This is a genomic window from Caulobacter sp. UNC358MFTsu5.1, from assembly GCF_000712075.1.
Lineage (GTDB): Bacteria > Pseudomonadota > Alphaproteobacteria > Caulobacterales > Caulobacteraceae > Caulobacter.
The window spans coordinates 119326-142648 of sequence record NZ_JONW01000008.1 but is presented as its reverse complement, the minus strand read 5'-3'; the positions used below and the strand labels follow the sequence as shown (position 1 = coordinate 142648).

Below are 23323 nucleotides of genomic sequence, written 5' to 3'. Positions count from 1 at the left end.
CCGGCCAGCTAGTTCAGCAACTGAATCTGGCCGGTACAGTCACTGAACTAGTCCGCCCGGCCCGGCGGGCTTAATCTAACATCGTTATGTCTTCGGGAGGTGGCGATGTCGCAACGCAGCTACGGGCAGTTCTGTCCTGTCGCGATGGCGGCCGAGATTCTGTGCACGCGGTGGACGGTGGTGCTGCTGCGCGAGATGGTGGCCGGCTCGACCCGGTTCAACGACCTGAGGCGCGGCGTGCCGCGGATGTCGCCGGCCCTGCTGGTCCAGCGCCTGCGCGACCTGGAGGACCACGGCGTGGTGCGCCGCGTGGCCGGCCGCGACAGCGGGGTGCTGGAATATCACCTGACGCCGGCCGGCCAGGAGCTGGAGACCCTGGTCGGGGCCATGGGCCATTGGGGCCAGCGCTGGGTGACCAGCGAGCTGTCGCTGCAGCAGCTCGACGCTTCCCTCCTGATGTGGGACATGCGCCGCCACCTCGACCTGGAGCCCATGCCCCGGCGGCGCAGCGTGATCCAGTTCCTCTACGCCGAGCAGGCCGCCGTCGACCGCTCCTGGTGGCTGATCGTCGAGCCCGACGCGGGCCCCCACGCCGGCAAGGCCGGCGCGCCGGTCGACCTGTGCTCGGTCGAGCCGGGCTTCGACGTCGACCTCTACGTGGCCTGCGATCTGAAGACCATGACGGGCATCTGGATGGGCGTGGACACCGTCCGCGCCGCCCTGGACAGCCAGCGCATGCACCTGACGGGAGACGCGGAACTGGCGTCGAACATGCAGTCCTGGCTGGGCCTCAGCCCGTTCGCCAAGACGCGGAAGCTGGCGAGCTAGCTCTATTCCTGATCCGCTCATCCCGGCATTCGCCGGGATGAGCGGAGGGGAGGCTAAGGAACCTCGTCCAGCGCCCAGCGCCCGAACTCCGGACGGTCCTTCAGGCGCGCGTAATAGGCCCGCACCGCCGGCAGGTCGGCGTGGTCGATCGGGGTGCGCACCCAGCGGTGGACCGAGACGCCCAGCACGATGTCGGCCAGGGTGAAGTCGTGGCCGGCGGCGTGGGCGCCGGTCTGGTCCAGGCGCTGGTCGAGGATGGCCATGGCCTTGTTCCAGGCCTGGGCGCTGGCGGCGATCTTCTCGGGATCGTCATAGCCCGGCGTCGGGCGGCCCAGGGCCAGGAAGGCGTAGCCCCAAGTCGGGTTCAGGGTGGTGGCCTGCCAGTCCATCCACTGCTCGACCCCGGCGCGGTGACGCGGCTCGACCGGCAGCAGGTGGCCATGGCCGAAGCGGGCGGCCAGATAACGGCAGATGGTGTTGCTCTCGTAGAGCGCGCCCTGCTCGTCGATCAGCACCGGCACCAGGCCGTTGGGGTTCAGGGCCAGGAATTCGGGCGACCGGGTCGAGGCGAAGCCCGTCCCCCAGTCCTCGCGCTCATAGGCCAGACCCAGCTCGTCGCAGGTCCACAGCACCTTGCGGACGTTCAGCGAGGAGGTGCGGCCGAGGATCTTGAGCATGGGGGTCTCCGTCTCGATGGAGCGGTCTAGGCGACGCTTCCAACATAGGAAGCCGCCACCGCCTCGGCGACCTTGATGCCGTCCACGGCCGCCGAAAGGATGCCGCCGGCGTAGCCCGCGCCTTCGCCGGCCGGGAACAGGCCGGCGACGTTGAGGCTCTGGAAGTCTTTGCCGCGGGTGATGCGGATCGGCGAGGAGGTGCGGGTCTCGACGCCCGTCATCAGCACGTCGGGATGGTCGTAGCCGGCGATCTGGCGGCCGAACACCGGCAGGGCCTCGCGCATGGCCTCCAGCACGAACGGCGGCAGGCATTCGGCCAGGTCGGTCATCTTGATCCCCGGCTTGTACGAGGGCTGGACCTCGCCGAGTTCCTCCGACGGCCGCCGGGCCAGGAAGTCGCCGACCTTCTGGGCAGGGGCCCTGTAGTCGCCGCCGCCCGCCGTGAAGGCCAGGCTCTCCCACTTGCGCTGGAACTCGATGCCGGCCAGCGGGTGGCCGGGATAGTCGCGCTCGGGATCGATGGCCACCACGAAGCCGGAGTTGGCGTTGCGCTCGTTGCGCGAATACTGGCTCATGCCGTTGGTGACGACGCGGTTCGGCTCGGACGTCGCGGCCACCACCGTGCCGCCGGGGCACATGCAGAAGCTGTAGACCGTGCGGCCGTTGCTGCAGTGGTGCGACAGGCTGTAGTCGGCCGCGCCCAGGTCCGGGTGGCCGGCGCAGGCCCCGAAGCGGGCCTTGTCCATCCACGATTGCGGATGCTCGATCCGCACCCCGATCGAGAACGGCTTGGCCTCGATGTGGACGCCCCGGTCGTACAGGGTCTGGAAGGTGTCGCGCGACGAGTGGCCGACGGCCAGCACCACGTGCTCGGCGGCGATATAGTCGCCGCCGGTGATGTGCAGGCCCTTCAGCTTGCGCGAGCCGTCGGCGGCGGTCTCGATGTCGAAGTCCTCGACCCGGTGCCGCCAGCGGTACTCGCCGCCCAGGCTCTCGATGAGCGCCCGCATCTGCTCGACCATGTGCACCAGGCGGAAGGTGCCGATGTGGGGGTGGGCCTCGGTCAGGATCTCTTCGGGCGCGCCGGCCGCGACGAACTCCTCCAGCACCTTGCGGCCCAGGTGGCGGGGGTCCTTGATCTGGCTGTAGAGCTTGCCGTCCGAGAAGGTGCCCGCGCCGCCCTCGCCGAACTGGACGTTGGACTCCGGGTTCAGCACGCTCTTGCGCCACAGGCCCCAGGTGTCCTTGGTGCGCTCGCGCACCACCTTGCCCCGGTCCAGGATGATCGGCTTGAAGCCCATCTGGGCCAGGATCAGCCCTGCGAACAGCCCGCAGGGGCCGGCGCCGATGACGACCGGACGCGGGCCGTCGAAGCCCTCGGGCGCCCGGGCCACCAGGCGATAGTCGGTATCGGGCCGCGGCCGCACCTGGCTGTCGCCGGCGAAACGCTCCAGCACGGCCGCGTCGTCGCGCAGCTCGATGTCGACCGTATAGACCATCAGGATCGCCGCCTTCTTCCGCGCGTCATGGGCGCGGCGGGCGATCGTCCAGCCGATCAGGTCGCGCTCGGGAATCCCCAGGCGCTTGCAGATCGCGGGCCCGATGTCTTCGAGCGGGTGGTCCAGGGGCAGGCTAAGGTTCGAGAGGCGCAGCATGGCGCTAACTCAGCTCCCTCGGATCAATCCTCGTCCATCTTCAGCGCCGCGATGAACGCTTCCTGCGGGATCTCGACCTTGCCGAACTGGCGCATCCGCTTCTTGCCGGCCTTTTGCTTGTCCAGCAGCTTGCGCTTGCGGCTGGCGTCGCCGCCGTAGCACTTGGCGGTCACGTCCTTGCGCAGGGCCCGCACGGTCTCGCGGGCGATGATCCGGCCGCCGATGGCCGCCTGGATCGGGATGACGAACATGTGCTGGGGGATGAGCTCCTTCATCTTCTCGCACATGCCCCGGCCCCGGCTTTCGGCGCGGTCGCGGTGGACCAGCATCGACAGGGCGTCGACCGGCTCGGCGTTGACCAGGATCGACATCTTCACCAGGTCGCCGACGCGGTAGTCCTCCAGCTGGTAGTCGAAGCTGGCGTAACCCTTGGAGATCGATTTCAGGCGATCGTAGAAGTCGAACACAACCTCGTTCAGCGGCAGGTCGTAGATGATCATGGCGCGGCTGCCGACGTAGGAGAGCTCGCGCTGCACGCCGCGACGGTCCTGGCAGAGCTTGATGATGCCGCCCAGGTATTCGTCCGGGGTGAAGATCGTGGCCTTGATCCAGGGCTCGGCGATGCTCTCGATCTGCATCACGTCGGGCAGGTCGGCCGGATTGTGCAGCTCCATATGAGAGCCGTCGCGCATGTTGATCTTGTAGACCACCGACGGGGCGGTCGCGATCAGGTCGAGGTCGAACTCGCGGCTCAGGCGCTCCTGGATGATCTCCAGGTGCAGCAGGCCGAGGAACCCGCAGCGGAAGCCGAAGCCCAGGGCGGCGCTGCTCTCCATCTCGTAGGTGAAGCTGGCGTCGTTCAGGCGCAGCTTGCCGACGGCGGCGCGCAGGTCCTCGAAGTCGGCGGCGTCGACCGGGAACAGGCCGCAGAACACCACCGGGACCACTTCCTTGAACCCCTTGAGGGCTTCGGAGGTGGGCTTCTTCTCGTCGGTGATGGTGTCGCCGACGGCGGCGTCGGCCACTTCCTTGATCGAGGCGGTGAAGAAGCCGACCTCGCCCGGGCCTAGCTCGGCCACGTCGGTGGCCTTGGGCGTGAAGACGCCGACCTTGTCCAGCTTGTGGGTGGCGCCGGTCTGCATCATGCGGACCTGCTGGCCGGCCTTCAGCGTGCCGTCGAAGATGCGCACCAGCACGACCACGCCCAGATAGGCGTCGTACCAGGCGTCGACCAGCAGGGCCTTCAGCGGGGCGTTGCGGTCGCCCTTGGGGGCGGGCAGGCGGGTGACGATGGCTTCCAGGACGTCCGGGATGCCCAGGCCGGTCTTGGCCGAGCACTCGACCGCGTCCGAGGCGTCCAGGCCGATGACCTCCTCGATCTGGGCCTTCACCCGATCGACGTCGGCGGCCGGCAGGTCGACCTTGTTGAGGACCGGGACGATCTCGTGGTTGTTGTCGATGGCCTGGTAGACGTTGGCCAGGGTCTGGGCTTCCACGCCCTGCGAGGCGTCGACGACCAGGATCGAGCCTTCGCAGGCGGCCAGCGAACGCGACACCTCGTAGGCGAAGTCGACGTGACCGGGGGTGTCCATCAGGTTCAGGACATAGGTCTCGCCGTCATTGGCCTTGTAGTTCAGGCGCACGGTCTGCGCCTTGATGGTGATGCCGCGCTCCTTCTCGATGTCCATGTTGTCCAGCACCTGGGCGCTCATCTCGCGCGCGGTCAGGCCGCCGGTGGTCTGGATCAGACGGTCGGAAAGGGTGCTCTTGCCATGGTCGATGTGCGCGACGATGGAAAAATTGCGGATCTTGTCGAGAGGCGTCGAAGTCATGGCGCTGCGTCTAGCATATTTGCGGGCATTCGCGAGGGTCGTTGCGAAGTCCCTCCCCCTGTGGGGGAGGCGGCCGAAGGCCGGTGGGGGGAGTTCCGGGATCGATTATCCGGAACCCGGCCGTCATCCGATCACTTCCCCCTCCGTCGCCCTGCAGGCGACACCTCCCCCACAGGGGGAGGGATGGTTAACTCGCCATTAAGTTCCAGGCCGCAAACCCGACTCAATGGGTTGAGACAGTCAAGACTGTCAGAATCGCGAGAGAGACCATGGACCGCCGCAAGCTGATCCTTTCGGGCATCGCCACCGCCGGGCTGAGCGCCTGCGCCAGCACGGCCCAGGAGCAACCGGGCGCTCCGCCGGCCAAGTCGCAGTACGACACCGGCCGCGCCCAGACCTATTCGGCCGACGAGATGATCCGCAGCGGCTCGGACTTCCTGGGCGTGACCGCCGAGAGCATCGGGGCGGTGATCGAGCGCGCCTTCCGCGACAACGGCCAGCCCACCGGCTACGTCGCCGGCGAGGAGGGCTCGGGCGCCATCGGCGTGGGCCTGCGCTACGGCCGGGGCCTGCTGTACATGAAGGGCCGCGACACCCAGGAGGTGTTCTGGCAGGGCCCGTCGGTGGGCTGGGACTGGGGCGGCAACGCCAGCCGCGTCTTCACCCTGTGCTATAACCTGCAGTATCCGGACGCCATCTTCCGCCGCTTCCCCGGCGTCGAGGGCTCGGCCTACCTGGTGGGCGGCCTGGGCGTGAACTACCAGAAGGCCGACACCATCACCCTGGCCCCGATCCGCGCCGGCGTCGGCCTGCGCCTGGGCGCCAATGTCGGCTACCTGGCCTACAGCCGGCAACGGAACATCCTGCCGTTCTAACCTTCTTTGAGGGCGGTGGTTCTCGCCACTTGCCCCCTACGGACCGCTTCGCGGTCGTCTTCCCCCATAGGGGGAAGAGCCTCGATAGCGGCCGCGCGCGTGGCTCCGCCCCCTACGGGGGCGGACAGGCGGCGAAGCGGCCAGGTGGGGGCAAGTGGGCGCGAACACCCCAGACCTAGCGCTTGGATTCGCGCGAGTTCCCTTGCAATATCAATCCCAACGAGAATGAGTCCGCCTGGAGCGGTCCGTCGGTCGACGGCCGACCGTTCGCCCTCGGCGCGCTCGCCCGCAGGGAAGCGCCATGTTCGAGCGGCTGAAGCGTACCTGGTTCGTCTGGCTGCTGCTGGCGCTGGTCTGCGCCGTCTTCCTGCCCCGGCTGATCGACGCGCGGACGACGTCGGCCGCGCCGCCGTCCGCCCAGGTCCTCGCCGCCTCGCGCTTCGTCGTCCACGACCCCGGCGGCGCGACCATCGGCTGGCTGAACATCAAGTATCCCCGCACGATCCGCGAGAACGAGGAGGGGGTGCTGGAGGCCGAGTACACCACCGGCGACACGCACTGGACCGGGGCGGCCAAGGGCGGGTCGGGCGACATCTACGACAAGGCCTATGACCACGCCTACGGCTACGTCCAGCCGCCGGCCGGCATGAAGGTCGAGCTCAGCGGCGCGGACCTGGCGATCACCCCGGCCCCGACCCACGAGTTCGACGTCCAGCGCATCGCCGCCACCGGCGTCGAGCGGGTCAAATGGATCGTCTCGCCCAAGGCCGAGGGCGACCACGTGCTGCTGGTGCGGTTCAACGTCAGCCCGGCCACCTTCAAGGCCATCCCGATCTCGGCCAACGGTCAGCCGCAGGGGGCGGACCCGCAGATCCTGCTGCCGGTCAAGGTGTTCACGATCTACGGCGTGCCCAAGGCCACGGTGCTGATCGCCAAGGGCGGGGTGGGTCTGGTCTCGTTCCTGCTGACCCTGCCGGCGGCCTTCGTGCTGTTCGAGCGGTTCTTCAGGAAGAAGCCGAAGGCGCGGCGGAAGAAGACGGTCTAGACCGCCGTCACCGTCACGCTCTGCGCCACCATGGTCGCCTTGCCGAAGATCGTCAGGAACGCCACGTCGGCCGCGTCGCGGCCGTAGGCGATGCGGACCAGGCCGTCGATCGGCGCCAGGCCCGTCGGGTCCAGCAGGCGCCAGCGGCCGCCGACGAACACCTCGACCACGGCGTGGAAGTCGGGCGGCTCCAGGGTCAGGGCGTAGACGCTGGCCACCCGGGCGGGGATGTCGCTGGCCCGGCACAGGGTGATGGCCAGGTGGGCGAAGTCGCGGCATACGCCCGCCCGCTGGACATAGGTCTCGAGCGCCGTGGTGCGGGCGTCGCTGCAGCCGATCCGGTATTCGAGGTGGCCGGCGATCCAGGCGGCGACGGCGGCCACCCGCGCGCCGCCCTTCAGGGCGCCGAACTTCTGGTCGGCGATGGTCTCGAAGGTGTCGGACGGGCAGTAACGGCTGCCGCGCAGATAGGGCAGGGTGTCGATCGGCAGCTCGGCGATGGGGTGCTGGGCGGCCTCGGCCAGGGCCATATCACGGTGGTCGATCTCGACGACGGCGTCATAGGCGATCGCCAGCCGCCCCTGGTGGGTGAAGGCCACCCGGCGCTCGCCCGAGACCGGGTCGTCGCGGCGGGTGACCTGGACCGGCGGATCGAAGACCAGGCGCTCCTCGACCACCGTCTGGTCGTCGGCCACGGCGGCCTCGATCTGCAGCAGGGATTCCACCCGTTCGGGGAAGTCGTAGTCCAGCCGGGTCTCGAGGCGCACGCGCATGGTCGTCTCCCGGCGGTCCAGCCGGCACAACGGCTCGTGGACGAGGAAGGTTCAGTGCCGGGTGACCTTGCCGGAGATCCAGTCCATCGTGGCCATCAGCACGCCGGAAACGATGAACGCCACGTGGATCCCGACCAGCCAGCCCAGCCGGATCTGGTCGAACTCCACATCGGGGTCCTCGCTCATCTTCAGGCACAGTTTGAGCACCGAAACGGCGGAGATCGCGGCGACGGACGCGATCAGCTTCATCTTCATGCCCGAATAGTCGACCCGGCCCATCCAACTGGGCCGGTCGCCGGAGTTGGTCTCGATCTGCGAGACGAAGTTCTCGTAGCCGGCCAGGATGACGATCAGCAGCAGGTTGCCGGTCAGGGACAGGTCGATCAGCGACAGGGCCAGGATGATCGCGAACTCGGGCTTGGAGCCCAGGGCCTTGGGCAGGTCGTGGGCCAGTTCCCGGAAGAAGACGACGACCAGCAGGCCCAGCATGAAAACCAGGCCCAGATAGATCGGGACCATCAGCCACCGCGAGGCGAAGAGCCCCTTTTCCAGCGTGTGCTCGAACGACCGCTTCTCCAGGGGCATGTGCGATCTCCAGCCTTCGTCCAGCGGCGCGTTTGCTGGGCGTACTCCGGAGGCAAGCGGCCTGAGCGTCAATCAGGGGAAGACCTGAGTTTCCGGGCGGCCGGCGCCAGGCTCAGCGCTGGCGCCGTCGAGGCGTCAGCCGCCCCACACCTGCTTCAGCCGCAGGTCGCGGCCGCAGCCCATGCGGTAGGCGTGGTACTCGATCGAGTGGTTCCGAGCGTAGTCGCGGTGATAGGCCTCGGCCGGCCAGAAGGTCTTCAGGTCCAGGATCTGGGCCTTCATCGTGCCGGTCTTCAGGCGCTTGGCGGCCTCGGCGCGGGACTTCTCGGCGATCGGGCGCTGGTCGGGCGTGACGAACACGGCGGGGCGGTACGAGGGGCCGCGGTCGCAGAACTGGCCGCCGTCGTCGGTGGGATCGACCAGCTTCCAGTACTTGTAGAGCAGGAAGCCGTAGTCGAGCTTGGCCGGGTCGTAGGTGACGCGCACCGACTCGTAGTGGCCCGAGGTCTCGCTGGTCACGTCGCGATAGGTGGGCCGGTCGACGTGGCCGCCGGTGTAGCCGCTCTCGACCTTCAGCACGCCGGGAATGCCGCGCATGTCGTTCTCCATGCACCAGAAGCAGCCGCCGGCGAAGACGGCGGTGGCGGGCGGGGCGGGCTTGCCGGCCGCCAGCACGTCGGCGGGCAGGACGATGGCGGCGAAGCTGGCGATCAGGACAAGGAGACGGCGGATCATGGGGGAACTCCGGGGAACCTGTCCCTAGATACGGATCAGGCCGGCGAAAGGTTACACCCTAGCGCCAGCCGAATCCGACGCCGCGCACCGACGGGCAGGCCGACAGGCGGGCGGCCAGGGTCTGGGCCCGCTCGTCGCCCTGGTCGTCCAGCTCCAGCCGGATGCTGAGGCCCGCGCCGTCCGGCTGGGCCGTGAGGGCCCGCAGCCGGGCCTGCTGGACGTTGGCCACGCCCAGCACCCGCATCAGGGCGTCGGGCGTGTCGTCGGCGATCACCAGGAAGAGGCGGCGTTTGTCGCCCTCCGGTTTGGCGGCCTCCGCGAGGCTCAAGGCCGCACCCACTGATGCTCGACGCTGGCCGAGGTGACGCCGGGCCACGCGGCCAGGTCGCGGGCCAGCAGGCGAGCCGCCTGGTCGCTGAGGTGGCGGACGCGCAAGGACCCTTCGACGATCTGGCCGACCGGCTTCATCGTCAGGCCGCACAGCTCGGCGCCGCTGTCGGCCAGGCCCTGGCGGACGGCTTCCAGCGCGGACGGGGCGTCCTGGGCGGCCAGCAGCAGCTGGTGGACGGTGACGCCTTCGGGGTCGGAGTGGAAGGCGGGTGGGGAAGGCAGGTAGCTCATGGGTGTTCTCGGATCCTTTGGGTTTGAAGGGAGGACCGATGACCGCACAGCAAAAACCCCGCTCCTGGTGGGAAGCGGGGCTTTGCGGATCTTGCGATCTTTCGGCTTTTTGGTCGTCTAGTCGACCGCGCGCCTGTGCTGCCCCGTTCGCACACGAACGGTTTTAATCTTGGCCTGCATCATAATGGCGCGCGCGCACGAGATCGCGACGCCGGCGGTGAGGCCGGTGGCGATCAGAACGTTCATGGCCAGCTGCGAGAGCATGACGGCGGCGAAACTCCGTGTGCGATTACACAGTTAGCGTGGGCGTAGGGTTAGCGCAAGGCTTTGCCGGGCGCGTGCGGCGATTGGAGCCGGGTGCGCAAGAAATGTGCGGCGGGCGCCCAATAGGTCCTCCCCCCATGGAGGAGGTGTCGGCGAAGCCGACGGAGGGGGGAGTTCGCCGACGCGGGTCTGCTCCCCCCACCGGCCCATTCGGGCCGCCTCCCCCACAGGGGGAGGGCCTTTGATCCTAAGACCGCAGCTTCCCGCCGGCCTTCTCGACCGCCGCCACGATCTTGGCCGACAGGGCCTCGATCTCGGCTTCGGTCAGGGTCTTGTCGCGCGGCTGGACCACCACCTCGAGGGCGATCGACTTGGCGCCGTCCGGCACGCCGGGGCCCTCGTAGACGTCGAACACCCGCACGGCGTCGATCAGCGCCTTGTCGGCGCCGGCCGCGGCCTTGACCAAGTCGCCCGCCGCCTTGGCCTTGTCGGCCACGAAGGCGAAGTCGCGGGTCAGGGGCATCAGGGGCGAGGGGCTGAACGCCGGACGCGACTTGATGGCCTTCTTCTTCGGCTCGGGCACGGCTTCCAGGGTGATCTCGAAGCCGTAGACCGGGCCCGCCACGTCCAGGGCCTTGAGGACCGCCGGATGCAGTTCGCCGAACTCGGCCAGCACCGCCTTGGGGCCCAGCTGCAGGCGGGCCGAGCGGCCGGGATGCCACCAGGACGAGGCCGAGCCCTGGGCGGTCTGCAGCGAGGCGACCGGCGCGCCGATCTCCTCCAGCAGGGCCAGCAGGTCGGCCTTCACGTCGAACAGGTTCTCGGCCGGCGCCTTGTCCCAGCCGCGCGGGGCGCGGGGGGCCAGGATGGCGGCGACGGCGGTCTTCTGGTCCTGCGGGCGGTCGCCGAAGAACACCGGGCCGATCTCGAACAGGGCGATGTCCGGGAAACCCTGGCGGGCGTTGCGGCCGGCCGCGTCGATCAGGTTGGGCAGCAGCGACGGGCGCATGCAATCCAGCTCCGAGGCGATCGGATTGGCCAGCATCAGCACGTCCTGGCCACCGCCGAACAGCTCGGCCGTCTTGCGGCTGGTGAAGCTGTAGGTCAGGGCCTCGGCGTAGCCGCCGGCCGCCAGGGCGCGGCGCGCGGTGCGGGCGCGGGCCTGCTTGGCTGTCAGCACGCCGCCGACGGCGCGCGGGACCTCGGGCAGGGCCGTCGAGGGCAGCTCGCCGTAGCCGGCGATGCGGGCCACTTCCTCCACCAGGTCGGCCTTGCCTTCCACGTCGCGGCGGAAGGTGGGCGGGGTCACGCAGACCACGCTCTCGGCGTTCGTGGCGAAGGCCGCGGTCGAGACGTCCTTGGGCGGCTCGATCGTGAAGCCCAGGTCCGTCAGGATTTTCAGGGAACGCTCGGGGGCGATCTCCAGGCCCGACAGCTGGCCGACATAGGCCGGGTCGAACAGGATCGGGCCGGGCGCGGCCGGGGCCTCGCCGGCGACGACGATGTCGGACGGCTGGCCGCCGCACAGCTCCAGGATCAGCTTGGTGGCCAGCTCCAGGCCCGGCACGACCGAGCCGGTGTCGACCGTGCGGGCGAAGCGGTACTGGGCGTCGCTGGCGATGCCGGTGGCGCGGCCCGTCTGGGCGATGCGGATCGGCTCGAACCAGGCGCATTCCACGAAGACGTCGACGGTCTCGTCCGAGCAGCCGGTGCTTTCGCCGCCCATCACGCCGCCCAGGCCGATCGGCCGCTCGCCGGCGGCGTCGGAGATCACGCTCATCTCGGGCGTCAGCTCGTAGGTCTTGCCGTCCAGGGCGATCAGGTGCTCGTCGCCGTTGACGCCGTGATGGCCCAGCCGCGCCTCGATCACGGTCCCGACCAGCTTGGCCGCGTCATAGACGTGCAGCGGCCGGGCGCGGTCGTACGAGATCAGGTTGGTGACGTCGACCAGGGCGTTGATCGGGCGCAGGCCGATGGCCTTCAGGCGGTCCTGCAGCCACTTGGGCGAGGGGCCGTTCTTGACGCCCTTGATCAGGCGGCCGGCGAACACCGGACAGGCGTCGCCGTCGACCTTGATCGCGATCGGGCAGGGGAAGGTCCCCGGCACGGGGGCGATCGACAGGTCCTTCAGCGTGCCCACACCCGCTGCCGCGAGATCGCGGGCGATGCCCGCCACGCCCAGCCAGTCGGGGCGGTTGGGGGTGACCTCGAAGTCGATCACGGCCTCCAGGCCCAGGGCCTGGGCGGCCGGGGTCCCGACGGCCAGGTCGTTCGACAGCTCCAGGATGCCCTCGGAGCCGTCGTCGGCCTCCAGCTCGGAGCCCGAGCACAGCATGCCGTTGGACACCACGCCGCGCACCGGCTTCTCGACCAGGGTCACGCCCAGGCCGGGCACATAGGCGCCGATCGGGGCGTAGACGGTGGTCAGGCCCGGACGGGCGTTGGGCGCGCCGCAGACGATCTCCTTGCGGCCGTCGACGGTGTCGACCTGGCAGACGCGGAGGCGGTCGGCGTTGGGGTGCTGCACGGCCTCGACGATCTTGGCCACGGTGAAGGCGGCCAGCTTCGACGCCGGATCGGTGACGTGTTCGACCTCGAGGCCGGCCATGGTCATGGCGGCGACGACGTCGGTGGCGGACGCCTCTGTGTCGAGGTGGTCCTTGAGCCAGGAAAGGGTGAACTTCATTATCGCGTTTCCAGCGCCAGCAACTGATCGAGGAATTGGGCGGGGCCGGTGAAGCCCAGGCCGAAGAACTCGCAGTTGATGAATTGGCAGTCCTCGACGGGGATCGTGCCGATGACGGAGGTGGGGCTGGCCGGGCGCAGCACGAGGTTGCGCACGTCGCCGCCGTTGGGGCCGAAGTTGGTGGCGTCGAAATTGCAGTTGTCGAGCACCAGCATCACCGCCGGACCCTCGATCCGGCAGTTGCGGAAGGTGCGGCCCGAGAGGGTCCGCTGGCCCGCCGCGAAATTGGCGCGGTACAGGTCGTAGAGCGACAGGTCGAGGTTCTCGAACACCTTGGCCAGGGCGTCGGTGGGGATGCGGCCCGGGCGGCCGCCTTGTTGGAAGCTCTGGGTCATCAGCTCAGTCCCGAGGCGGCGTTGGGGGCGGCGAAGGCCGAGAAGCCGTAGTGGCTCAGCCAGCGGCTGTCGGACGCCCACATGTCGCGGAGGTCCGGCATGCCGTACTTCAGCATCCCCAGCCGATCGACGCCCATGCCGAAGGCGAAGCCCTGGTACTCGTCCGGATCGATGCCGCAGGCGCGCAGCACGTTCGGATGGACCATGCCGCAGCCCAGGATCTCGAGCCAGGACGTGCCCTGGCCGATCTTGATCTCGCCGCCCGAGCGGTCGCACTGCACGTCCATCTCGGCCGACGGCTCGGTGAACGGGAAGTGGTGCGGCCGGAACTGGGTGGTCACCGCGTCGGTCTCGAAGAACCGCGCCAGGAAGGTCTCCAGGGTCCACTTCAGGTGACCCATGTGGATGCCCTTGTCGATCACCAGGCCCTCGACCTGGTGGAACACCGGCGTGTGGGTGGCGTCGTTGTCGACGCGATAGGTGCGGCCCGGGGCGATGATCCGGATCGGCGGCTTCTGCGACACCATGGTCCGCACCTGCACGGGGCTGGTGTGGGTGCGCAGCAGCATGCGCTCGCCGTCTTCTTTCGTGTTGAAGAAGAAGGTGTCGTGCATTTCCCGCGCCGGGTGCTTGGGCGGGAAGTTCAGGGCCGTGAAGTTGTGGAAGTCGTCCTCGATGTCCGGACCCTCGGCCACGGCGAAGCCCATCTCGGCGAAGATGGCGATCATCTCGTCCATGGTCTGCATGGTCGGGTGGACGCTGCCGCGGCGGCGGTGCGGGGCCGGCAGGGTCAGGTCCAGGGTCTCGCTGGCCAGGCGCGCGTCGAGGGCGGCGGTTTCCAGCGCGGCCTTCTTGTCGTTCAGCGCCGTCTGCACGCGGTCGCGCAGGACGTTGATGGCCGCGCCGCGCTCCTTGCGCTCGTCGGGGCTCATGGCGCCCAGGGTCTTGAGCAGGCCCGAGATCGAGCCGGTCTTGCCCAGGGCGGAAACGCGCACGGCGTCCAGGGCGGCGAGATCGCCGGCGGCGGCCACCTGGGCCAGCACGTCGGCTTCGAGAGTGGTGAGATCGGTCATGACGGGGTTCCGTCTAGAGCATTCGTGGGACGGGGAGTAGGGGAGCGCGCAGCAAAAAGCCCTCCGGCTCGCGCCGGAGGGCTTTTCAGATCGCAATCGGGTCGGAACCCGAAAAAGACCTTAAGCGGCCAGGGCGGCGCGGACCTTGTCGGCGATGGCCTTGAACGCGACCGGGTCGTTGCCCGCGATGTCCGAGAGGACCTTACGGTCGATCACGATACCCGCCACGTCCAGGCCGTGGATAAACTGCGAGTAGGTGAAGCCCTCGGTGCGGGCGCCGGCGTTGATGCGTTGGATCCACAGCGAACGGAAGGCGCGCTTGCGCACCTTGCGGTCGCGATAGGCGTACTGGCCGGCCTTGTCGACCGCGGCCTTGGCCGTGCGGATGGTGTTCTTGCGGCGGCCGTAGAAGCCCTTCGCCTGTTCAAGAACCTTCTTGTGCTTGGCGTGGGCGGTGACGCCACGTTTAACGCGAGCCATGTGTCAGCGCTCCTCTTAAAGGCCGTAGGGCAGGTACGAACGGATGGTCTTGGCGTCAGCCTCGCTCATCACCTTCGTTCCGCGGTTTTGGCGGATGTACTTGCCGTTGTGGCCGATCAGACGGTGGCGCTTGCCGGCGACGCCGGCTTTGAGCTTGCCCGTGGCGGTGATCTTGAAGCGCTTCTTAGCGCCCGACTTCGTCTTCAACTTAGGCATTTCGCGTCGGAGCGTTTAACGGCCCCGTCCTCTGGATAGCATGACGAACCGCCATGGCATGCCAAACTGGCCAGGCGGTTCCGGAAAGGCGGGGTTAGTACGGGAAAGGGGCGGAGAAGGCAAGCGCCGTCTCCGCCCCTCGCGCAGGTCCGCCGTCGGACTAGTTCGGCGGGTTGTTCTTCTCGAGGAAGGTGATCAGGGCGGACAGCATCTGCTGGCGCGTGGCTTCGCGCGAAAGGAAGTGATCCTCCTCGCGCAGGGTCACGAACTCGACGGGCTTGTGCGCCTTCTCCAGGGCCGAGCGCATCGCGGTGCTTTGGCTGTATTGGACGCGGGTGTCGTCCTTGCCATGGATCAACAGCACGGGGCCGTCGGCCTGATCGGCGTGGCGGGCCGGGGAGCGTGCGCCCAGCTTGGGGTCGGAGATCGAGGTCACGCCGAACCAACGCTTGCGGTAGCGCACGATCGAGCTTTCCTCGTTGTAGCGGAGAGTGTCGAACTTGATCAGTTCGGCGACGTCGCTGATTCCGGCCACCGAGGCGGCGCAGCGATAGACCCCCTTGTCGAGCGTGATGCCCGCAAGAGCCGCGTAGCCGCCATAGCTGGCCCCGGCGATGCAGACCCTCTTGGGATCGACAAGGCCTTTGCCGGCCAGGAAGCGGACGCCGTCCGAAAGGTCGGTCTGCATCTTGCCGCCCCACTCCCCGTCGCCCGCCCGGATGAAGCTTTCGCCATATCCGGTCGAACCGCGGAAATTGGGCTGCAGCACGGCATAGCCGCGCGAGGCCATGGCCTGGGCCCACCAATCGAAGCTGGCTTCGTCCCGGTCTTCCGGGCCGCCGTGGGGGAAGACGATCAGTGGCAGGTTCTTGACGGCCTTCCCGGGCGGCAGGGTCAGGTAGGCATGGATTGGCAAGCCGTCGGCGGCCTTGTAGGTGATCGCCCGCACTTCGGCCACGTCGGCGGCGGTGAGGCCCGGATAGGCCGAGCCGACCTTGCTGAGCTTCTTGGCGTTCAGGTCCAGCAGATAATAGCCGCCCGGCTCGCCCGTCCCTTCGGCGTAGAAGACGACCTTGGTGTAGTCCTCGGTGTGTGACGACAGGCTCAATTGGCGACCCGGGAAAACACCGCTGATCGCGGCCCAGGCGGCGGCCAGGCGCGGTTCGTCGAACGCGTACTGCTTGTAGCCGGCCTCGGTGACGCGCCCGATCACGTGATTGGCGTCGTCGTAGACCATCTTGAAGGACTCGTTCGGACCGTAGAAGTCGCCCAACTTGCCGGTAGCGATGTCCAGGTCGGCCAGGCGGTAGTCCTTGGTCTTGTCGTCGAGGATCGACATCACCACCGACTTCTCGTCGAGCGACAAGCCCAGCATCGACGGGCCGTCGATCGGCGCGGTGACGACATAGGCGTCGACCCATTTGCCGTTCTTGCGCAGTTCCATCGACCAGCGCGAGTTGTCGCGGTCGTAGCGCGTTCGGCCGATCACCGAGCCGTCCGTCTTGAACAGGTACTCGGTCGTGTTGAAATCGCCCATCTGCACCATCGTGGCGCTGCCGGTGTCTGGATCGATGCGATAGAGGTCGAAGCGCCCTTCCTGCCAGGAGTTGCTCTGTTCGCCGGCGTAGAGTTGGGCGAACACCGTCGGCTTGCCGCCGACAACGCCGCCCACCGGGGTGGAGCTGAGCACGTTCTGCACGGTCTCGGCCGACTTCTTCGGCAACTGTACCGAGGCGCCGGTCTTGATGTTGATGCTCGTGGCCTGGAACATCTCGCCGACATAGGTCTGGTTCTCGACCGACCCCGTACGGGAAACCAGCGCCACCACATGGTTCGGATCGCCCCACATCACGCCGCGCATCTTCACCTTGCCGAAATCCACGCTCTGGACCTCGCCGCCGTTCAGGGGCTGGATGATGACCCGGCTGGTTCCGCCGTCGTGGGCGATATAGGCCAGGTTGGCGCCGTCGCTCGAGATTTCGACGTCGGTGATGGCCGGCAGGCGGCCGTAAGCGTCGAGCGAGGCGCCCAGGGCGGCGCTCGACGAAACCAGCGCGGCCAGGGCGGCGCCGGCGAACAACTTCAACATGAACTCCCCCAACTCAATGTTGAGAGGATTAGCGGCCCACGGTGAAGCTGTCGAGCCTCAGGCCGCGGCCTTGACCCGATGCTCGATGGTCAGGGCGAAGGCGACGGCCGGCAGCATCAGCACCGCGCCCAGCCAGTAGGGGCCGCCGATCGCCAGGCCGAACAGGGGCCCCGCGATCATCGGGCCGGTCATCCGGGCCAGCGAGCCGGCGGCCATGTTCAGGCCCAGCATGGCGCCCTGCTTGTCGGGCGGGGTGGCGCGCGAGATCAGGGCCGCCACGCAGGGGAAGACCAGCGACTGGCCGAAGGCGGTGCAGCCGACGGCCAGCGGCACGAAGGCGCTGGTCGGCACGAACGGCGTCAGGGCCAGGCTCAGCGCGATGATCGCCAGCCCCGTGGTCAGCACCTTGGCCTCGCCGAACCGGCGGGCGAGGCGTCCGGTGATCAGGCCCTGGCCGACCGAGGCGATCACCCCGATCACCGCGAAGCACAGGCCCACCTGGCGCGGACCCCAGTCGAAGCGGGCCTGGGTCCACAGGCCGAAGACCGACTCCATGCCGGCGAAGGCGGCGGTCGAGACCAGGGTGACCAGCAGCACGCGCGACAGCACCGGGTGGGCGGCGGCGGCGGCCAGGTGGTCGCGGCGGCGGATCACCGGGGCGTCCTTGTGACTGGGCGCGCGGCTCTCGACCACGAGCAGGAACACGCCCAGCGAGGCGATCGCCGCCAGGGCCGCGGCGGTCAGCAGCGGGATCTGGAAGGCCAGGCGGCCGGTGTCGGAATGGCCGAAGAGGTGGGCCAGGCCCGGCAGCAGCCCGCCCAGGGTGGGGCCGACCACGAAACCCATGCCGAAGGCCGAGCCCAGCAGGCCCATGCGTCCCGCCCGCTTCTCGGGCGGGGTGACGTCGGCCATGTAGCCCTGGATGGTCGAGATATTGCCGCCGCCGAACCCGCTGAGGAGGCGCACCAGGAAGGCCATGCCGATGGTGGGGGCGAAGGCGAGGGCCACATAGGACAGGGTGTTGGCCAGGATGGTGACGATCAGCACCGGCCGGCGGCCGATGCGGTCGGAGAGCCGGCCCCAGAACGGCTCGGCCAGGAACTGGCCCAGCGAATAGGCCGAGAACAGCGCCGTCACCTGCCACGGGCTGGCGTTCAGCGACTTGGCGTAGAAGGGCAGCAGCGGGATCACCAGCCCGAAGCCGACCAGGTTGATGAACACCACCAGCAGCAGCACGTAGAGCGCGCGCGGGCTGGCGTCCGGCGTCGTCTTGAGGCCGGCGGGGGCGGTCGGGGCGTCGGGCGGGGAAACCGTGGTCATCAGGCCGCGCGGTTTACGCCTCATCGCGCGTCCTGGCGACCGCTATCTGAAATTTCAGACGGCGGCGGCCCTGACGGTCTTCCGATCCGCCGTCAGTTGGGCGGGTTGTTCTTCTCCAGGAAGCCGACGACCGAGTTCAGCATCTGCAGGCGGGTGGCGCCGCGCGACAGCCAGTGGTCCTCACCGGGCAGGGTGACCAGTTCGACCGGCTTGCCGGCCTTCTTCAGGGCGTCGGCCATCAAGGTGCTCTGGACGTAGGGCACGACCGTGTCGTCCTTGCCGTGGATCAGCAGGATCGGGATTTCGACCTTGTCGGCCATCTGCGACGGCGAGATCGCGGCCAAGTCGGGGTCCTTCAGGCCCTCGGCGCCCATGTACTGCAGCCAGAAACGCATGGTCGAGTTCTTGCTGCTCTCGTAGAGGCGGTTCTTGTCGACCAGGAACCGCTTCATGTCGGACGGGCCGGCGATCGAGGCGGCGCAGCGATAGACGCCGCGATCCAGGGTGGCCCCGGCCAGGGCCGCGTAGCCGCCGTAGCTGGCGCCGACGATGCAGACCCGCTTGGGATCGATCACGCCCTGCTTGGCCAGGTGGCGCACGCCGTCCGACAGGTCGGTCTGCATGGCCTTGCCCCACTGGCCGAAGCCCGCCTCGACGAACGGCCAGCCGAAACCGGCCGAGCCCCGGAAGTTGGGCCGCAGCACCGCGTAGCCGCGCGAGGCCAGGGCCTGGCTCCACCAGTCGAACTCCAGGGTGTCGCGGGACTTCGGACCGCCGTGGGGCAGCACCACCAGGGGCAGGTTCTTGGGGTCCCTGCCGTACGGCAGGGTCAGGTAGCCGGTGATCTCCAGGCCGTCGGCGGCCTTGTACTTGATCGGCTCGACCTTGGAGACGCCCTGCGGGGTCAGGCCCTGATAGACCTCGGCCAGGAAGCGCGCGCTCTTGGTGTTCAGGTCGACCAGGGCGTAGGCCGGGCCCAGGGTGGCGGAATCGACCTGGACCACCAGCTGGCGCTTGTCGTCGGACCACGAGGCCAGGGACACCTGGTCGCCGGGGAAGGCCTTGACCACGGCGTTCCAGCTGGCCTGCAGCTTGGCGTCGAAGAAGGTGTAGCGGCGGTCGTCGCCGACCAGGCTGAACGCGCCCACCAGGCTGGCGCCGTCCGGGGCGTGGATCAGGCTGTCGAACTTGGCGCTGTCGGGGATCACGACGTGGCTGCCGTCCGGCGCGTACTCGTTCAGGACGGTCGTGTCCTCGTCCTTCTCGTCGTCCATCCAGACCAGCACGGAGCGTCCGTCGCGGCCGAGCCCGGCCAGGCCCAGGGATCCCATCTTCGAGACGACGCGCTCGGCGGTGTTCCAGCCGCGGTCGCCCTTGATCTGCAGCGACCAGGCGCCCGCCTTCTCGTCGTATCGCGATTGGGCCAGGGGCTCGCCGTCGGGCGTCACCAGCCAGCCGTCGGTGTCCTTGTTGCCGGCGGCCCCCATCATGCGGGTGACGCCGGTCTTCAGGTTGGTCTTGTAGAGGGTGTTCTGGCCGTAGTTGTCGACGAAGTGCACGCCCTCGACGAAGGCGTAGGGCACGCCATCGAGGATGCGCACGGTCGGCGCGTCCAGCACGACGTTCATCGCCTCTTCCTGGCCCTCCATCAGCGAACGCTGCTTCTTGGTGACCAGGTTGAAGTCGAAGGCCATCCAATATTCCTGCCTTGGCCCGGACAGGCCGAAGGGCTGGGCGGTGCTGGAGATGGTGACCAGGACGTGCTCCGAGCCCGCCCACCGCACGCCGCGCAGCTTGGTGTCGCCGAAGTTCAGCCCCGCGATCATCTTGCCGCCCTGGACGGCCTCGCGGATCACCAGCATGCGCTTCTCGCCGTCGGTGACGGCGATCGCCAGCTTCGCGCCGTCCGGCGAGATCTCGATCTGTTCGATATTGGGCAGGCGCCCGTAGACCGACAGCGGCGGAACGTTTTCCGGCGCGGCCTGCGCGCCCACCGCCGCGGTCATGACAAAACCGGCCGCGACCACGGCCAAGACACTCTTCAACACGCTTAGTCCCCCCAAACTGAGGCCAAGCTAGAAAAGCCGAATATTATTGTCGAGCTTGTTTTCGCCGTCCGGTTGCGCGGGCGGGCAAGGCAAGGGATCGGGGCAAAGAAAAGCGCCCCGGCCTTGCGGGCCGGGGCGTTTTCTCGAGCTCGGTTGGAAGCCGGCGCTTAGCGCGGCGCCAGGATCATGATCATCTGGCGGCCTTCCATGCGCGGCTCGTATTCGACCTTGGCGACCTCGTCGAAGTCGGCCTTGACCTTGAGCAGCAGCTTCATGCCCAGTTCCGGGTGCGCCATTTCACGGCCGCGGAAGCGCAGGGTCACCTTGACCTTGTCGCCTTCCTCGAAGAACCGGTGCATCGACTTGGCCTTCACGTCGTAGTCGTGAATGTCGATGTTGGGGCGCAGCTTGATTTCCTTGAGCTCGACGATCTTCTGCCGCTTGCGAGCCTCGTTCTTCTTCTTCTGCTCCTGGAACTTGAACTTGCCGTAGTCCAGGATCTTGCAGACGGGAGGGTTCGCGTTGGGAACGATCTCGACCAGGTCCAGGCCAGCTTCCTCAGCCGCTTCCAGGGCGGCGGAAATCGGCATCTCGCCTTGCTTCTCGCCGTTCTGGTCGATCAGCAGGACGCGGGGGACCCGGATGTCTTCGTTGATACGCGGACCATCCTTGACGGGCGGCGTTTGCATAGGACGGCGAATAGGGCGGCTCCGGTGTTGTTAAAGGGCGCTGTGCAATAAAACGGTATCGTTGAACAGGTTCGCGCGGAGTCCGGGGGACGCCGCGTTCGCAAGTGATATATGACGAAGGAGTCCCGCGCTATCAAGGCGCATGCGCGACGGAACCCGCCTTTTAACGGGCCGGGCGCTTCAAAAGGGACCGGGGGAGCGGAACGCCGGGGTCGGGTCGGCCTCCATCCCCAATCCTGATCCGTTCCACGCCTTCATGAGCACGCCCACTTCCGCCGCCCGCCACACCCCGATCGAGGACGTCCACGCCCTGCTGATCGGCTCCAGTTTCATCGCCGTGGGCCTGACCCTGCTGAAGGCGGCCGGCCTGTCGACGGGCGGGGTGGCGGGCATCGCCCTGATCGTCTCCTACGTCACCCATTGGCCGGTCGGGGTGCTGTTCCTGCTGATCAACATCCCGTTCTACGTCCTGGCCCAGCGCACCATGGGCTGGACGTTCACGGTCAAGACCCTGGTCACCAACCTGCTGCTGGCGGGCCTGGCCCTGGGGCTGCCCCGGTGGCTGCGCGTGACCGAGGTCGATCCCCTGTTCGCCGCGGTCTTCGGCGGCACGATCATCGGCATGGGCATCCTGGCCCTGGCCCGCCACAAGTCCAGCGTCGGCGGCATCGGGGCCCTGGCCCTGTGGCTCTACGAGAAGCGCGGGATCAGTGCCGGCAAGGTGCAGATGGCGTCGGACTGCCTGATCCTGGCCTGCGCCTTCGCGGTGCTGAACTGGGACAAGCTGTTGCTGTCGATCCTTTCCGCCGTCGCCTTGAGCATCGTGATCATCGCGAACCACAAACCTGGTCGCTACGAAGGCTATTGAGGCGCGGGCGCCCCCTGCGGTGAAGCTCCCTGTTAAGCTTGGTTAACTTGGTGTAAAGCTTAGGCTTTAATCGCCGAGTTTGGGCGCGACCTTGGTCTGATCGAGCGCCGCACGTCGGAAACCTGCGGGCTTGATCCTTTGGGGGCTACGAACGTGCGAAAGATCCATATCCTCATTGCGTCCGCTTGCCTGGTCCTGGGCGCGGCCACCGCCTATGCGGGGCAGTCCGGCCGCGGGCGACACGCCGAGCCCAGCGTCGGCGACCAGGCTCTGTCCCTGATGGCCAAGGGCAACAACTGGCTGGGCACCAACGTCTTCAAGCGGCTGGTGGCCAAGGACAACTCGCCCTTGAACCGCTTCAACCTGGCCACCGGCTATCAGCGCACCGGCCGCCTCAAGCAGGCCGAAAGCATCTATCGCGACCTGCTGGTCGAGGGGCGCAACACCAACGTCGTGGCGACGCCGTCGAAGGACGCGCCGGACGTGCGGGTCTTCAACCTGGCCGAGGAGGCCGCCTCGCGGCTGCTCTATTTCGACTGGCTGAAGTCCGAGAACGGCCGCCGGGCGATGGCGGCGCGGTCGGGCCCTGGGCGCCCTCGGCCGAGGCCTTCGGCGCCGAGGCGTCGGTCACGATCGGCGGGCCCACCTATGGCGACGTGTCCGACGAGAAGGCCATGGCGCTGGACAGCCAGGCGGGGCAGGGCGCCACCGAGTAGCCGGACCTATGGCGGCGCGACCGGGGACGCCGCGCCGCCAAGGTGTCGACGACCCCGACGAATACTTGCGATCGCTTGCACATATCGGTGTTCGAAAGGCGAGAAATACAACTTCGAACACACCGCGTTTCAACCTGAGGGCGGCCGCCGAGGGGTTCCCTTGGTCATGATTAATAGAATGTGAAACTATTCAGCGCCTCGCGCGCTCCTCCAGCCTCGCCAAGTATCCACGCGTCGGAAGCCTGTGGACTTGGAATTTTGGGGAGAGCGGACGTGCGAAAACTTCACGCTATTATTGTGTCTGCATGTGTAGGCCTTGGCGGTACGGCGGCCTATGCGCAACAGGCGGCCGTCGCCCCGGCGACCCAGGCCGCCGTCGAGGTGAAGAGCCTCGGCGAAGTGTCCGCGATTGAGGCCGTGAGCTTGATGGCCAAGGGCGACAACTGGGCGGGGACCAATGTCCTCAAGGCGAGGCTGGTCAAGAACGACACGCCGCTCAACCGGTTCAACCTGGCGACCGGCTATCAGCGCACGGGCCGCATCGACCAGGCCCAGGCGCTCTACCAGGACCTGCTGAAGAGGGGCCGCACCACCAACGCCGTGGAGACGCCGGCCGCCGGAGCCGCCGGCGGAGGCCTCCGGGTCTTCAACCTGGCCGACGAGTCCGCGTCGCGCCTTCTCTACATCTCATGGCTCAAGTCCGGACGGACGCCGAACGCGCCCGCCTCGGCCGACAGTTTCGCCACCGACACCTCGGCCAGGGTCGGCGGGCCGACGCACGGCGATGTGACCGACGAACAGGCGCTGGCGCTGGACCGCCTGGCGCACGAGGCGACGCACTAGACGCGGACGC

General features: G+C 68.1%; 24 protein-coding genes. 6 read left to right on the top strand and 18 right to left on the bottom strand.

The annotated features are described in order from the left end of the window. Positions 1–105: 105 nt before the first annotated feature. On the top strand, positions 106–828 hold the full coding sequence (locus BR39_RS0115690; RefSeq protein WP_029913832.1) for a helix-turn-helix domain-containing protein: 723 nt from the start codon (positions 106–108) through the stop codon (positions 826–828). 53 nt (positions 829–881) lie between these two features. Here BR39_RS0115690 and BR39_RS0115685 read toward each other — a convergent pair whose 3' ends face one another. The 3 genes from BR39_RS0115685 to lepA are packed head-to-tail and all read right to left on the bottom strand — an operon-like array spanning position 882 to position 4992. Then, on the bottom strand, positions 882–1505 hold the full coding sequence (locus tag BR39_RS0115685; protein ID WP_029913830.1) for a glutathione S-transferase family protein: 624 nt from the start codon (positions 1503–1505) through the stop codon (positions 882–884). Positions 1506–1531: 26 nt separating this feature from the next. After that, entirely contained in the window at positions 1532–3160 is a 1629-nt protein-coding gene (locus BR39_RS0115680) for an NAD(P)/FAD-dependent oxidoreductase (RefSeq protein WP_029913828.1), read from the bottom strand. Between the two features lie 23 nt (positions 3161–3183). Further along, positions 3184–4992, bottom strand: a complete 1809-nt coding sequence (gene lepA / locus BR39_RS0115675; protein WP_029913824.1) for a translation elongation factor 4 — start codon at positions 4990–4992, stop codon at positions 3184–3186. 269 nt (positions 4993–5261) lie between these two features. Here lepA and BR39_RS0115670 point away from each other — a divergent pair, with 269 nt between their 5' ends. After that, positions 5262–5867: a DUF1134 domain-containing protein gene (locus BR39_RS0115670; protein ID WP_029913821.1), complete on the top strand. Its 606-nt coding sequence runs from the start codon at positions 5262–5264 to the stop codon at positions 5865–5867. A 301-nt stretch (positions 5868–6168) separates the two neighbouring features. Continuing rightward, positions 6169–6912 carry a hypothetical protein gene (locus BR39_RS0115665; RefSeq protein ID WP_029913819.1) on the top strand — a complete coding sequence of 248 codons (744 nt, stop codon included), beginning with the start codon at positions 6169–6171 and terminating at the stop codon, positions 6910–6912. Here BR39_RS0115665 and BR39_RS0115660 read toward each other — a convergent pair. From BR39_RS0115660 to infC, 15 genes are all read right to left on the bottom strand, one after another. Beyond that, positions 6909–7685 carry a transglutaminase family protein gene (locus BR39_RS0115660; RefSeq protein WP_029913815.1) on the bottom strand — a complete coding sequence of 259 codons (777 nt, stop codon included), beginning with the start codon at positions 7683–7685 and terminating at the stop codon, positions 6909–6911. The two genes, BR39_RS0115665 and BR39_RS0115660, sit on opposite strands and share 4 nt — an antisense overlap. A 51-nt stretch (positions 7686–7736) precedes the next feature. Beyond that, complete coding sequence (locus tag BR39_RS0115655; protein WP_029913812.1) at positions 7737–8270, bottom strand: YqhA family protein; 534 nt, start codon at positions 8268–8270, stop codon at positions 7737–7739. A 135-nt stretch (positions 8271–8405) separates the two neighbouring features. Then, positions 8406–9002 (bottom strand): peptide-methionine (S)-S-oxide reductase MsrA, encoded by a 597-nt coding sequence (gene msrA / locus BR39_RS0115650; protein ID WP_035018589.1) that lies wholly within the window; start codon positions 9000–9002, stop codon positions 8406–8408. A gap of 61 nt (positions 9003–9063) precedes the next feature. Next, the gene (locus BR39_RS0115645; protein ID WP_369795646.1) at positions 9064–9333 is read right to left on the bottom strand and encodes a hypothetical protein; all 270 of its coding nucleotides are present in this window, start codon (positions 9331–9333) and stop codon (positions 9064–9066) included. After that, positions 9330–9626 (bottom strand): hypothetical protein, encoded by a 297-nt coding sequence (locus BR39_RS0115640; protein ID WP_029913805.1) that lies wholly within the window; start codon positions 9624–9626, stop codon positions 9330–9332. Before BR39_RS0115640 ends, BR39_RS0115645 begins: the two co-directional genes overlap by 4 nt. A 117-nt stretch (positions 9627–9743) precedes the next feature. Next, the gene (locus BR39_RS26780; RefSeq protein ID WP_197026715.1) at positions 9744–9890 is read right to left on the bottom strand and encodes a hypothetical protein; all 147 of its coding nucleotides are present in this window, start codon (positions 9888–9890) and stop codon (positions 9744–9746) included. A 247-nt stretch (positions 9891–10137) separates the two neighbouring features. Further along, a complete protein-coding gene (gene pheT / locus BR39_RS0115630; protein WP_029913801.1) occupies positions 10138–12576 on the bottom strand; it encodes a phenylalanine--tRNA ligase subunit beta in 2439 nt (812 codons plus the stop codon). Next, a complete protein-coding gene (locus tag BR39_RS0115625) occupies positions 12576–12971 on the bottom strand; it encodes a hypothetical protein (RefSeq protein ID WP_051695759.1) in 396 nt (131 codons plus the stop codon). The genes pheT and BR39_RS0115625 overlap by 1 nt, the downstream gene beginning before the upstream one ends. After that, positions 12971–14044 carry a phenylalanine--tRNA ligase subunit alpha gene (gene pheS, locus BR39_RS0115620; protein ID WP_029913795.1) on the bottom strand — a complete coding sequence of 358 codons (1074 nt, stop codon included), beginning with the start codon at positions 14042–14044 and terminating at the stop codon, positions 12971–12973. The genes BR39_RS0115625 and pheS overlap by 1 nt, the downstream gene beginning before the upstream one ends. Before the next feature lie 120 nt (positions 14045–14164). Beyond that, entirely contained in the window at positions 14165–14524 is a 360-nt protein-coding gene (rplT, locus tag BR39_RS0115615; protein WP_018061453.1) for a 50S ribosomal protein L20, read from the bottom strand. 15 nt (positions 14525–14539) lie between these two features. Beyond that, entirely contained in the window at positions 14540–14740 is a 201-nt protein-coding gene (rpmI, locus tag BR39_RS0115610) for a 50S ribosomal protein L35 (protein WP_018061454.1), read from the bottom strand. Positions 14741–14900: 160 nt separating this feature from the next. Next, on the bottom strand, positions 14901–16829 hold the full coding sequence (locus BR39_RS0115605; protein WP_029913792.1) for a S9 family peptidase: 1929 nt from the start codon (positions 16827–16829) through the stop codon (positions 14901–14903). Positions 16830–16886: 57 nt separating this feature from the next. Further along, on the bottom strand, positions 16887–18149 hold the full coding sequence (locus tag BR39_RS0115600) for a tetracycline resistance MFS efflux pump (RefSeq protein ID WP_029913790.1): 1263 nt from the start codon (positions 18147–18149) through the stop codon (positions 16887–16889). A gap of 92 nt (positions 18150–18241) precedes the next feature. Beyond that, positions 18242–20197: an alpha/beta fold hydrolase gene (locus BR39_RS0115595; RefSeq protein WP_029913788.1), complete on the bottom strand. Its 1956-nt coding sequence runs from the start codon at positions 20195–20197 to the stop codon at positions 18242–18244. A gap of 167 nt (positions 20198–20364) precedes the next feature. Beyond that, the gene (infC, locus tag BR39_RS0115590; RefSeq protein ID WP_018061458.1) at positions 20365–20886 is read right to left on the bottom strand and encodes a translation initiation factor IF-3; all 522 of its coding nucleotides are present in this window, start codon (positions 20884–20886) and stop codon (positions 20365–20367) included. A gap of 256 nt (positions 20887–21142) precedes the next feature. Here infC and BR39_RS0115585 point away from each other — a divergent pair, with 256 nt between their 5' ends. From BR39_RS0115585 to BR39_RS0115575, 3 genes are all read left to right on the top strand, one after another. Further along, positions 21143–21754: a YitT family protein gene (locus BR39_RS0115585; protein WP_029913785.1), complete on the top strand. Its 612-nt coding sequence runs from the start codon at positions 21143–21145 to the stop codon at positions 21752–21754. A gap of 153 nt (positions 21755–21907) precedes the next feature. Next, the gene (locus tag BR39_RS26555) at positions 21908–22654 is read left to right on the top strand and encodes a hypothetical protein (protein WP_156035795.1); all 747 of its coding nucleotides are present in this window, start codon (positions 21908–21910) and stop codon (positions 22652–22654) included. Positions 22655–22767: 113 nt separating this feature from the next. Continuing rightward, the gene (locus BR39_RS0115575) at positions 22768–23313 is read left to right on the top strand and encodes a hypothetical protein (RefSeq protein ID WP_156035794.1); all 546 of its coding nucleotides are present in this window, start codon (positions 22768–22770) and stop codon (positions 23311–23313) included. Positions 23314–23323: the final 10 nt, after the last annotated feature.